The organism is Actinoplanes sp. NPDC049548 (genome assembly GCF_040676695.1).
GTDB lineage: Bacteria > Actinomycetota > Actinomycetes > Mycobacteriales > Micromonosporaceae > Actinoplanes.
The window spans coordinates 1-10,792 of sequence record NZ_JBFAPM010000049.1 but is presented as its reverse complement, the minus strand read 5'-3'; the positions used below and the strand labels follow the sequence as shown (position 1 = coordinate 10,792).

The 10,792-nt window shown below is 68.9% G+C and carries 12 protein-coding genes and 2 tRNA genes; 9 read left to right on the top strand and 5 right to left on the bottom strand.

The features are described from left to right. Nucleotides 1–238 precede the first annotated feature (238 nt). From AB0J80_RS38215 to AB0J80_RS38205, 3 genes are all read right to left on the bottom strand, one after another. Nucleotides 239–760 carry an SRPBCC domain-containing protein gene (locus tag AB0J80_RS38215; RefSeq protein ID WP_364714702.1) on the bottom strand — a complete coding sequence of 174 codons (522 nt, stop codon included), beginning with the start codon at nucleotides 758–760 and terminating at the stop codon, nucleotides 239–241. Next, entirely contained in the window at nucleotides 757–1,077 is a 321-nt protein-coding gene (locus tag AB0J80_RS38210) for a metalloregulator ArsR/SmtB family transcription factor (RefSeq protein ID WP_364714700.1), read from the bottom strand. The genes AB0J80_RS38215 and AB0J80_RS38210 overlap by 4 nt, the downstream gene beginning before the upstream one ends. An 87-nt stretch (nucleotides 1,078–1,164) precedes the next feature. Next, complete coding sequence (locus AB0J80_RS38205) at nucleotides 1,165–1,584, bottom strand: lipopolysaccharide assembly protein LapA domain-containing protein (RefSeq protein WP_364714698.1); 420 nt, start codon at nucleotides 1,582–1,584, stop codon at nucleotides 1,165–1,167. A gap of 125 nt (nucleotides 1,585–1,709) precedes the next feature. Between AB0J80_RS38205 and AB0J80_RS38200 the strand changes: the two genes are divergently transcribed. After that, complete coding sequence (locus tag AB0J80_RS38200) at nucleotides 1,710–2,732, top strand: CAP domain-containing protein (protein ID WP_364714697.1); 1,023 nt, start codon at nucleotides 1,710–1,712, stop codon at nucleotides 2,730–2,732. Between the two features lie 47 nt (nucleotides 2,733–2,779). Continuing rightward, the gene (locus AB0J80_RS38195; RefSeq protein WP_364714696.1) at nucleotides 2,780–3,676 is read left to right on the top strand and encodes a glucose 1-dehydrogenase; all 897 of its coding nucleotides are present in this window, start codon (nucleotides 2,780–2,782) and stop codon (nucleotides 3,674–3,676) included. A gap of 59 nt (nucleotides 3,677–3,735) precedes the next feature. Here the strand turns inward: AB0J80_RS38195 and AB0J80_RS38190 are convergent. Then, a tRNA-Gly gene (locus AB0J80_RS38190) sits at nucleotides 3,736–3,806 on the bottom strand. A gap of 142 nt (nucleotides 3,807–3,948) precedes the next feature. On the opposite strand from AB0J80_RS38190, the gene AB0J80_RS38185 reads away from it, so the two are divergent. From AB0J80_RS38185 to AB0J80_RS38155, 7 genes are all read left to right on the top strand, one after another. Then, nucleotides 3,949–4,022, top strand: a tRNA-Pro gene (locus tag AB0J80_RS38185). 40 nt (nucleotides 4,023–4,062) lie between these two features. Next, entirely contained in the window at nucleotides 4,063–5,412 is a 1,350-nt protein-coding gene (gene tig / locus AB0J80_RS38180; protein ID WP_364714694.1) for a trigger factor, read from the top strand. 186 nt (nucleotides 5,413–5,598) lie between these two features. Then, a complete protein-coding gene (locus tag AB0J80_RS38175) occupies nucleotides 5,599–6,228 on the top strand; it encodes an ATP-dependent Clp protease proteolytic subunit (RefSeq protein ID WP_364714693.1) in 630 nt (209 codons plus the stop codon). Nucleotides 6,229–6,239: 11 nt separating this feature from the next. Further along, the gene (locus AB0J80_RS38170; RefSeq protein WP_364714691.1) at nucleotides 6,240–6,902 is read left to right on the top strand and encodes an ATP-dependent Clp protease proteolytic subunit; all 663 of its coding nucleotides are present in this window, start codon (nucleotides 6,240–6,242) and stop codon (nucleotides 6,900–6,902) included. A gap of 289 nt (nucleotides 6,903–7,191) precedes the next feature. Then, a complete protein-coding gene (clpX, locus tag AB0J80_RS38165) occupies nucleotides 7,192–8,484 on the top strand; it encodes an ATP-dependent Clp protease ATP-binding subunit ClpX (protein ID WP_071806713.1) in 1,293 nt (430 codons plus the stop codon). Between the two features lie 35 nt (nucleotides 8,485–8,519). After that, nucleotides 8,520–9,128, top strand: a complete 609-nt coding sequence (locus AB0J80_RS38160) for a GNAT family N-acetyltransferase (RefSeq protein ID WP_364714689.1) — start codon at nucleotides 8,520–8,522, stop codon at nucleotides 9,126–9,128. A 61-nt stretch (nucleotides 9,129–9,189) separates the two neighbouring features. Beyond that, on the top strand, nucleotides 9,190–9,984 hold the full coding sequence (locus tag AB0J80_RS38155) for a carbon-nitrogen hydrolase family protein (RefSeq protein ID WP_364714688.1): 795 nt from the start codon (nucleotides 9,190–9,192) through the stop codon (nucleotides 9,982–9,984). 19 nt (nucleotides 9,985–10,003) lie between these two features. On the opposite strand, the gene AB0J80_RS38150 is transcribed toward AB0J80_RS38155, so the two are convergent. After that, nucleotides 10,004–10,171 (bottom strand): hypothetical protein, encoded by a 168-nt coding sequence (locus AB0J80_RS38150; protein WP_364714686.1) that lies wholly within the window; start codon nucleotides 10,169–10,171, stop codon nucleotides 10,004–10,006. Nucleotides 10,172–10,792 lie beyond the last annotated feature (621 nt).

The window sequence follows — 10,792 nt, the reverse complement described above, 5'->3', positions numbered from 1 at the left end:
CGGCCAGGCCCATCGTGGCGGCCACACCCGCGGCGGCGGCTGTGCCCAGCAGCGTCGTCCAACGCCGCAGACCCTTCGAGGTCGAAGCCTTCATCGAGATGATCCTTCCGAGTTCTCACTGACCTGATGAGCCTGCGCCCCGCATCTCAAGCGCAGCTCAACCGCAGGTCAGCGGTCGGTCTGGATCATCCGCGGAGCCCGGGGGGAGGGCGCCGGCCCGCCCGTCCCCGGGCACCGGTCAGCCCCGGCCGCTCATGGCCGTACCGGTCTCGAGCAGCGACTTGAGGTCGCTGAGCACCCAGGCCCAGCCGCCGCCGCCCGCCTCGTCCAGCGGCGAGCCGGCCACCATCGTCGACGTCGCCGGCGCGCCGGTCAGCTCGTGCGTCACGGTCAGCCGGCAGACGCCGGGCTGCGACTTGAGCTCCTCGATCAGGTAGGTGAGCGTCGTGAAGGGTTCGGCGGCGGTGGTCGGGTCCATCAGCATCCGCCAGGTCTGCTTCAGCAACCGCGGGGGATCCGCCTCGAGGACCTCGCCGTCGACGATGACGTCGGGAACCTCGAAGCCGTTCTCCTTGGCGAAGCCCTTCATCTCCTCCGTCGCCTCGGAGCGGTAGGAACCGCCCGGGCGCAGGTCGAAGAAGGCGGGGGCGGCGTAGCCGTACTTCGCGGTCCACTCGGGGTCGGTGATGGCGGTCCAGATCTTCTCCGGCGTCGTCCTGATCCACACCCGGAACACCTGGGTCGTCAGCGGCTCGGTCATGCCTCGTCCTCCAGCGCTTTCTTGAGATCGACGAGCGCCTCGACGTGACGCTCGGTGTACTTGTCGATCCACCGGTCGTGGATCAGCCGGATCGGCACGGGGTTGAGGAAGTGCAGCTTCTCCCGCCCGGACCGGCGCACGACGACCAGACCCGCCTCCTCCAGCAGCTTCAGGTGCTTGGCCACCCCGAAGCGGGTCATCTCGACCTCCGACTCCAGCTCCGTGAGGGTGCGTCCGTCGCGGGCGAAGAGCAGGTCGAGCAGGAAGCGACGGGTCGGGTCGGCCAGCGCCTTGAACACCCGGTCGTCGTCCGTCATGACGCCAAGTTAGGTGACCAAATGGTCACATGTCAAGGCCGGAAAAACCCGCCCGGACGTGCCGGGCGGGTTCCGCCGAATCCGACGTCAGCGCCTCCGGCGGCGAGCCGAGCCACGAAGGTGGACGATCCTCGCCGTGAAGACCGCCGTCGCGATGGCCGCACCGGCGACCGCGGCCACGAGCAGCGCCAGCGCCAGCGGGATGCGCCCGTCCATCCAGAGGAAGCCGACCCGCACGCCGCCGGTGTTCTGCGCGGCCAGGACGGCGAACAGCAGCAGCATCGCGGCCGCGGACCACAACGCCAGGCGCAGGGCTCGCGTACGGGCTCCGGCGGCCGGGCCTCCACGGACGGCCGGCGCTTCGCCTGCGGGGCCCAGGCCGGCCAGCGTCCGGGCAAGCTCGTCCGGCAGCGGCAGAGCGGGCTCCGCGGGCGCATCGGCACTCTCGGTCAGGGGCGGGAGTGCCTCCGCGCCCGGTGACGGCCTGTTCTCGGATGGGTACGCCATGTCTCCGAGTGTCCCGTACGGGCGGCTTCGGAGATTTAAGAACGATCTAATAGACGATCGTCTAATAGTGACGCTACGGTCTCCGCCGGACCGCTCACCCTCCGTCAGAAACGATTCGGATCACCGTGCGCAGACCCGTTCTCATCGTCAGCGGCATGGCCGTCGTCACCGTGGTCGCCGGCATCGTCGTAGCCGCGAGCGCCAGCGCCGGAACCACCACGTACGAGGCCGAGGCGACCGTCAACACGCTGGCCGGCGGGGCCCACGCGGTGGACTGCCGTCGCTGCTCCGGAGGAAGCCGCGTCACCGGCATCGGGCGCAAGGGGGTCCTGACGATCACCGGCGTGCTCGCCGAGGAGAACGGCCCCACCCGGCTGGCGATCACCTACACCGGCGAGCGCAGCAGCACGGCTCAGATCAGCGTGAACGGTGCGGTGCCCACCGCGGTTCTCTTTCCGGGCACGCGCGGCGCCGGCCGCCCTGCCACCCTGCGGGTCACGGCCACGCTCCGGTCCGGCGAGAACACCATCGCCTTCGGCAACCCGGTCGGGCCGGCGCCGGACATCGACAAGCTCGTCATCACCACGGACGGAACGCCGCCCACCGCCGTACCCACGGTGACCGCCTCCGGTGACCCGGGCGCGACCGCGACCGTCCCGCCCGGCCCGGCACCGTCGGGATCCGGCCCGGCGCCGTCGCTGCCGCCGACGCTGCCGACCTCCCCGCCGCCGGCGAGTCCCGAGCCCTCGCCGGCCGGCAACGTGGCGATCGAGGCGGAGGTCGTGCGGATCGTCAACTCCGAGCGTGTCGAAGCCGGCTGCCCGGCGGTCACCGCGGATGACCGCCTCACCGCGGCGGCCCGGGGGCACTCGGCCGACATGGCGGCTCGCGCCTACTTCAGCCACACGACGCCGGACGGCGCGGAGTTCGCCACCCGCATCACCGACGCGGGCTACCGGTGGTCGGGCGCCGGCGAGAACATCGCGAAGGGCCAGGGCAGCCCCGCCGAGGTGATGGCGAGCTGGATGAACAGCAACGGGCACAAGGCGAACATCCTGACGTGCGCCTTCAGGAACATCGGTGTCGGCGTCGCGGCGGACGCCCGCGGCACGCTGGTCTGGACCCAGGACTTCGCCACGCCCCTGTGACGGGCTCCCCGCGGTTAGTCACGCCCCACACGGGCATCCGGAAGCGCATGACCCAGGACCAGTACGCGCTTCAGGACCCGCGCAGCCAGTACCCCGCACCCGAGCTCAAGGGCGGTGACCAGTCGCACCCCGGCATGACGCGCCGGATGCCGGACAAGCCCGACCACGGCGAGGACACGTACCGGGGGACCGGTCGCCTCACCGGCCGGCGAGCCGTCATCACCGGCGGAGACTCGGGCATCGGCCGGGCGGTCGCCATCGCCTTCGCCCGCGAGGGCGCCGACGTGCTGATCTCCTACCTGCCGGAGGAGGAGACCGACGCCCAGGACACCGTCCAGCTCATCGAGAAGGCCGGGCGCAAGGCGGTGGCCGTGCCCGGCGACATCCGCGACGAGTCCCACTGCCAGGCCGTCGTCGACCGGGCCGTCGCCGAGCTCGGCGGCCTCGACATCCTCGTCAACAACGCCGCCTTCCAGATGGCCCAGCCGGGCGGCATCACCGACATCACCACCGACCAGTTCGACCGCGTGATGAAGACCAACCTGTACGCGATGTTCTGGCTCTGCCGTGCCGCCGTCCCGCACCTGGCCCCCGGCGCGACGATCATCAACACGGCGTCGATCCAGGCGTACCAGTCCTCGAGCGCGCTGCTCGACTACGCCACCACCAAGGGTGGCATCGTGGCGTTCACCAAGGCGCTGGCCGAGGACCTGGCAGAGAAGGGCATCCGGGTCAACGCGGTCGCGCCCGGCCCGATCTGGACCCCGCTGATTCCGGCCACCATGCCCGAGGAGAAGGTCGAGTCGTTCGGCGGCGACACCCCGCTGGGCCGCGCCGGCCAGCCCGCCGAGCTGGCACCCGCGTACGTGTATTTCGCGTCCCAGGAATCCAGCTACACGACCGGAGAGGTCCTCGGCGTGACCGGCGGCAAGCCGGTGAGCTGATCCCTCCCAACGCCGAAGGCCCAGGTCGGGATGCACCCTGACCTGGGCCTTCTTCGGCGAGCGGGCGACGAGAATCGAACTCGCGTAATCAGTTTGGAAGACTGAGGCTCTACCATTGAGCTACGCCCGCGTGGCACCGCACCGGAGTGCGAAGCCGTCGCTAGCGTACTTGAATCCCCTCGCCGGACGCGAACCGGTTCCCCCGCGTGGCGCGTGCGGGCGACGCCGAGGCACACGGCACATGACGGACCGCATACACTTGCCTGCGGCCTCGGGGTGTGGCGCAGTTTGGTAGCGCACTCGCTTTGGGAGCGAGGGGCCGTGGGTTCAAATCCCGCCACCCCGACTTTCACCAACAACGAAGAGATCCATCAAGGAGTACGCCTGTGAAGAGCACCGTCGAGACTCTGAGTCCGACTCGGGTGCGGCTCGCCATCGAGGTGCCGTTCGATGAGCTCAAGCCGAGCCTGCAGAAGGCGTACCGCGAGATCGGCTCTCAGGTTCAGATCCCCGGCTTCCGGCGCGGCAAGATCCCGCCCGCCGTCATCGACCAGCGGGTGGGCCGCGGTGCGGTGCTCAACGAGGCCGTGCAGGAGGCCATCCCGCAGCAGATCCTCGCCGCGGTGCGCGAGCACGAGGTGAAGACCCTGGGCCGTCCCGAGGTGGAGATCACCGAGTTCGCCGACAACGAGCCGCTGAAGTTCACGGCCGAGGTGGACGTGCGTCCCGAGATCACCATTCCGGACCTCAGCACCATCAAGGTCGAGGTGCCGGCCCTCGAGATCGGCGACAACGAGATCGAGGAGCAGATCAACGGCCTGCGCGAGCGTTTCGCCACGCTGAAGACCGTGGAGCGCGCGGCGGCCGAGGGCGACTACGTGCAGCTCGACCTCAAGGCGACGGTCGACGGCGAGGAGGTGCCGGGCGGCTCGGCCACCAACATCTCCCACGAGGTCGGCAGCAAGCAGCTGCTCCCGGGCCTCGACGAGGTGCTCGTCGGGCTGGAGGCCGGCGCCGAGACCACCTTCACGACCCAGCTCGTGGGCGGCGACTACGCCGGCCGCGACGCCGAGGTCGCGGTGACCGTCCGCACGGTCAAGGACAAGCAGCTCCCGGAGATCAACGACGAGTTCGCGCAGATGGCGAGCGAGTTCGACACGCTCGAGGAGCTGCGGGCCGACCTCAAGGAGCGGCTCACCAAGGTCAAGAAGGTCGAGCAGATCTACGCGGCCCGGGACGAGGCGCTCAAGCAGCTCGTCGCGGCCGCCGACATCCCGGCGCCCGAGGGCATCGTCAAGGACGAGGTCGAGGGCCGCAAGCAGGCCATGACCGACCAGCTCGAGCGCATCGGCGCCACCCTCGAGGACTACCTGGCCTCCGAGGAGAAGACCGAGGAGCAGATCGACACCGAGCTGACCGAGGCGGCCACCGAGGGCGTCAAGATCCAGCTGCTCCTGGACACGATCGCCGACGCCGAGGAGATCCAGGTCTCCGACGACGAGTTCGGCCACGAGATCGTGCACCGGGCGCAGCGCGCCCAGATGCAGCCGCAGCAGTACTACGACCAGCTCGTGCAGTCGGGGGCGGCCGCGGCCGTCTTCGGCGACGTGCGCCGCGGCAAGGCCCTGGCGAACGTCATGGAGCAGGTCGAGATGAAGGACACCGAGGGTAACGTGCTGAGCCTCGACGACCTCCGGGCCGCGAGCGAGGACGAGCACGCCGGGCACAACCACTGAGGTCCGACGAGGGGGCCGCCGCGTGTCCGTGGCGGCCCTTTCGGCGTTTCCGTCACCCCGGTGCGCTGTCAGCGAACACCTGCCCGAGCGGGAAGCTGATGCGCATTCGACCGGTTAGGTTGGTCGTACGACGGACAACCTGCCGGCCGGATCCTCGGCCGACACAGTCAGCTGTGAAGGGCTGCCATGACCGATCTGCACATCCCTGCGAGTCCCACGCTGCGTGGTGACTCCATCAGTGGCAACCTCGACGACTCGGTCTACAACCGCCTGCTGCGCGAGCGGATCATCTTCCTCGGCAGCGAGGTGACCGACCAGGTTGCCAACCGCATCTGCGCGCAGCTGCTGCTGCTCTCCGCGGAGGACCCGGAGCGCGACATCAACCTCTGGATCAACTCGCCGGGTGGTTCCGTCTACTCCGGCATGGCGATCTACGACACCATGCAGTTCATCGACAACGACGTCTCCACCGTGGCCATGGGCATGGCCGCGTCGATGGGGCAGTTGCTGCTCTGCGCGGGCACCAAGGGCAAGCGCTACGCGCTGCCGCACGCGCGGATCATGATGCACCAGCCGTCGGGCGGCATGGGCGGCACCGCCGCGGACATCGCCATCCAGGCCGAGCAGATGTTGTACACGAAGCGCATGTTCCAGGAGCGGGTGGCCTTCCACACCGGCCAGGATCAGGCGACCATCGAGGCCGACTCCGACCGGGACCGCTGGTTCACGGCGCAGGAGGCCAAGGACTACGGCTTCATCGACAAGGTGATCACCGGGGCCACGCAGGTCCCCGAGGGCGCCGGAACGCTGAACTGAGGAGCTGAGCAATGACGGACCTGACCATGCCTCCCGGGTTCGCTCCGGTGCACAACCGCTACGTCCTGCCCTCGTTCGTCGAGCGCACGTCGTACGGCGTGAAGGAGTCGAACCCGTACAACAAGATGTTCGAGGACCGGATCATCTTCCTCGGCGTCCAGGTGGACGACGCGTCGGCCAACGACGTGATGGCCCAGCTGCTGACGCTGGAGAGCGCCGACCCGGACCGCGACATCCTGATGTACATCAACTCGCCCGGTGGCTCGTTCACCGCCATGACGGCGATCTACGACACCATGCAGTACGTCCGGCCCGACATCAGCACGGTGTGCCTGGGCCAGGCGGCCAGCGCGGCCGCGGTGCTGCTGGCCGGCGGCACCCCCGGCAAGCGGATGGCGCTCCCGCACTCGCGGATCATCATCCACCAGCCGGCCACCGAGGGCGGGTACGGCCAGGGCTCGGACATCGAGATCCAGGCGCGCGAGATCCTGCGTATGCGCACCCAGCTGGAGACGCTCATCGCGAAGCACTCCAACCGGCCGGTCGAGAAGGTCAGCAAGGACATCGACCGTGACAAGATCATGACGGCCGACGAGGCCAAGGAGTACGGGATCGTGGACACCGTCCTCGCCACCCGGAAGAAGAGCCTCCAGGCCGCCGGCGTGGGTAGCTGAGCCTCCCCTCCGGCAGCGGTGGACCGGCTCCTGAGCGGGGCCGGCCGCCGCCGGGGGACCGCCGGATCGGCGGGTGGAGCACGCGGTGTCAGGGGTCGGTCGGCTCGCGCTAGACTGACTGGCCCCTGACACGCCCGTTTTGGGGGGTCGGAGAACTGCCCCTGAGCGGGTAACGTCGAGTCGGCAACCTCAGTAACGCGGGTCGGCAGACGATGAGATACCGACGAGGAAATCCGTCCTCGGGCCGAGGGCCGGTGTGAGCCGGCCGATGAGCGCAGGGAGAACGTAGGTGGCACGGATCGGTGACGGTGGCGACCTACTGAAGTGCTCGTTCTGTGGGAAGTCCCAGAAGCAGGTCAAAAAGCTCATCGCGGGCCCGGGTGTCTACATCTGCGACGAGTGCATCGATCTCTGCAACGAGATCATCGAGGAGGAGCTGGCCGAGACCGGCGAGGTGAAGTGGGAAGAGCTTCCCAAGCCGATGGAGATCTGCCAGTTCCTCGACAACTACGTGGTGGGCCAGGAGCAGGCCAAGAAGGCCCTCTCCGTGGCGGTCTACAACCACTACAAGCGGATCCAGGCCGAGTCGGCCGGCGCGCCCGGTGCGGGCAGCGACGTCGAGGTGGCCAAGTCCAACATCATGCTCATCGGCCCCACGGGCTGCGGTAAGACGCACCTGGCACAGACGCTGGCGCGGATGCTGAACGTCCCCTTCGCCATCGCGGACGCCACGGCGCTCACCGAGGCAGGCTACGTCGGCGAGGACGTCGAGAACATCCTGCTCAAGCTCATCCAGGCGGCCGACTACGACGTCAAGCGCGCCGAGCAGGGCATCATCTACATCGACGAGGTCGACAAGATCGCTCGTAAGAGCGAGAACCCGTCGATCACCCGGGACGTCTCCGGCGAGGGCGTGCAGCAGGCTCTGCTCAAGATCCTCGAAGGCACGGTCGCGAACGTCCCGCCGCAGGGTGGCCGCAAGCACCCGCACCAGGAGTTCATCCAGATCGACACCACCAACGTGCTGTTCATCGTGGGTGGGGCGTTCGCGGGCCTGGACCGGATCATCGAGTCCCGCGTCGGCCAGGGCGGCGTCGGCTTCGGCGCGCACCTGCGCTCGGTCTCGGAGCGCAACACCGACGACATCTTCAGCAAGGTGATGCCGGAGGACATGCTGAAGTTCGGGCTCATCCCCGAGTTCATCGGCCGCCTCCCGGTGATCACCACGGTGCGCAACCTCGACCGCGAGGCGCTCATCAAGATCCTCACCGAGCCCCGCAACGCCTACGTCAAGCAGTACCAGCGGCTCTTCGAGCTCGACGGCGTCGAGCTGGAGTTCGACCAGGGCGCCCTCGAGGCCATCGCCGACCAGGCGATGCTCCGCGGCACCGGCGCCCGCGGCCTCCGCGCGATCATGGAGGAAGTCCTCCAGAACGTCATGTTCGAGGTGCCCAGCAACCCCGACGCCGCCCGGGTGGTGATCACTCGCGAGGTCGTGGTCGAGAACGTCATACCGACCATCGTGCCGCGCGAGTTCGTCGGCCGCCGCGCCCGTCGCGAGCGCGAGGAGAAGTCGGCCTGACCGCCCCGTATGGGCTGCCGGAGGTCCTGACCCGGGTGGAGCGCGGCGAGCGCCTCCCCACGGACCCCTGGCTCGATCTGGTGCCGTCACCGTCGCCCCACCGGGCGGCGGTGACGTCGTTTCCGGGACACGTCGTGGTGGCCGCGGACGTCGACCGTCCGTGGGTCGACTCGTGGATGCCCGACGGGGACCTGAGCGCGCCGCTCTCCCCACGGTTCCTCTGCGCACTCGAGGACCGGCTCAGGCTGACGGCCGGGTCGGTCGATGCGGTCGTCCTCGGATCGCCGCTGTCCGGCGAACCTCCGGTGGAGCTCGTCGCCGTCGAGGACAGTACGCATCCACGGGTGCTGCGGGCCCGCCGCTTCCGCTCCGAGACGCGCGTGTGGACGTGCGGGCCGTCGGTGCTGGTGGTGGGGAAGGGGCTGGGCGGACGCTGGGAGGCCGCGATCGAGGTCGACGAGGCCGCTCGGAACCGTGGGCTGGGTCGGTCGCTGGCGCAGGCGGCTCGCCATCTCGTGCCCGAGGGCCGGCCGGTGTGGGCGCAGGTGGCTCCCGGCAACGCCTCGAGCCTGCGGGCGTTCCTGGCCGCGGGATATGTGCCGGTGGGTGCCGAGGTCCTGCTCGCGCCCATCCCGTTCCCGTAGCCGGTTGGACGGGCCGGTCGAGGCGTTTCGCGGGCCGGCCGTGTTCCGTACGCTGGCTGTCATGCGCGTCGCCGTCTGCCAGCTGAACGCTCGCGATGACCGTACCCGGAATCTCGCCGTGGCCCGTGACCTCCTCGGCCGCGCCGCCGCAGCCGGAGCGACCCTCGCGGTTCTGCCCGAATACGTCGACTACCTGGGACCCGGCGGCGGACTCCCCAAGCCGGAGCCGGTCGACGGCGAGTTCGCTGCGTTCTTCGCCGAGGCCGCGCGCGAGCTCGGCATCTGGGTGCACGCCGGCTCCTTCCACGAGGCCGGCCCCGACGCCGACCGAACCTTCAACACCTCCCTGATCTTCAACCCCGCGGGTCAGCTCACCGCGACCTATCGCAAGATCCACCTGTACGACGTGGAGATCCCCGGCCGGGTGTCCTATCACGAGTCCCGCACCGTGGCACCGGGTGACCGAACCGTGGTGACCGAGATCGACGGCGTGCCGACCGGCCTGTCCATCTGCTACGACCTGCGGTTCCCGGAGTTGTACCGGCGCCTGGCGGTCGACGGGGCGAAGGTGCTCGTGGTGCCGGCGGCCTTCATGATGCACACCGGCCGGGACCACTGGGAGGTGCTCCTGCGTGCCAGGGCGATCGAGAACCAGTGCTACGTCGTGGCGGCCGGCCAGATCGGGGATCACGAGCCGCAGCGGACGTGTTTCGGGCGGAGCATGATCATTGACCCGTGGGGGACGGTGGTCGCTCAGGCGCCGGATGTCGTCGGCGTCGTGACGGCGGACCTGGATCTGTCGCGGTTGGACGAGATCCGCACCGATCTGCCCAGCCTCGCGAACCGGCGGTTGTAGCTGCTGTCCGTTGTGGCCCTCAGAAGCTCTGGATCAGGTACCCCACGACGGCGACGCAGACCACAGCGCCGCCGGCGATGAGCATGGCGCCACCCATCCGTGAAGGGCCCCGCACGACCAGCCGGTGCACCGACACGATCACCGCGGCGAGCACGAGAATGCCGATGACCAGCTGAGACACGGGCATCAGCGAATCGAAAAGCGCGTCTGTGGCGAGTGCCGGCTCAGGACTCATGCCTGCCACTGTGGCACGGCCGTTCCCCGAATGGGGTTCCTGGGACGGGGGCCGATTTGCGTTGGCGGTGGGGCGTCGCGTAACTTTCTCTCTGCCCGAGGGGAACCCGGACGAACAGCACGAAGGTGATTGTTCGACCGTCTCTCAGCGGGCAGCTGGACGAAGGCGTATGCTGACGGACAGCACCGGGCGAGGCAGGCGGCGGGAAACCGGATTTGCGCCAGCGAGAACGACCGGGTAGAGTAAACCGGCCAGCAGGAACCGGGCGGATCGATCACCTAGTGATCTCCGGACGGCTGCGGGGCCACCCGACGACACTCACACCCTCAGGGGTGAGCGTTAGCGCGGGAAAACACTTGGGCGATGCCACGAAGATCTTCCGAGATCTTCCAAGACTCAGGTCTTGCGCTGGCGAAGTCGACCAGGTAAGTTAGAGCGGTTGCCCCGAGCGGGTCGCCTCGAACGAGGCGGTACCGACCGGTGTGTGGTTGTTCTTTGAGAACTCAACAGGGTGCTTGATAAGCCAGTGCCAAGAATGATTTACCCCGGCCAGATGCTTTGTGTGTCTGGTGG

Excerpts from the sequence above, each read along its gene's own strand:
- AB0J80_RS38210 (WP_364714700.1), bottom strand. The coding sequence starts at position 1,077 with ATGACGGACGACGACCGGGTGTTCAAGGCGCTGGCCGACCCGACCCGT.
- AB0J80_RS38175 (WP_364714693.1), top strand. The coding sequence starts at position 5,599 with ATGACCGATCTGCACATCCCTGCGAGTCCCACGCTGCGTGGTGACTCC.
- AB0J80_RS38195 (WP_364714696.1), top strand. The coding sequence starts at position 2,780 with ATGACCCAGGACCAGTACGCGCTTCAGGACCCGCGCAGCCAGTACCCC.
- AB0J80_RS38155 (WP_364714688.1), top strand. The coding sequence starts at position 9,190 with ATGCGCGTCGCCGTCTGCCAGCTGAACGCTCGCGATGACCGTACCCGG.
- AB0J80_RS38215 (WP_364714702.1), bottom strand. The coding sequence starts at position 760 with ATGACCGAGCCGCTGACGACCCAGGTGTTCCGGGTGTGGATCAGGACG.
- AB0J80_RS38150 (WP_364714686.1), bottom strand. The coding sequence starts at position 10,171 with ATGCCCGTGTCTCAGCTGGTCATCGGCATTCTCGTGCTCGCCGCGGTG.
- AB0J80_RS38205 (WP_364714698.1), bottom strand. The coding sequence starts at position 1,584 with ATGGCGTACCCATCCGAGAACAGGCCGTCACCGGGCGCGGAGGCACTC.
- AB0J80_RS38170 (WP_364714691.1), top strand. The coding sequence starts at position 6,240 with ATGACGGACCTGACCATGCCTCCCGGGTTCGCTCCGGTGCACAACCGC.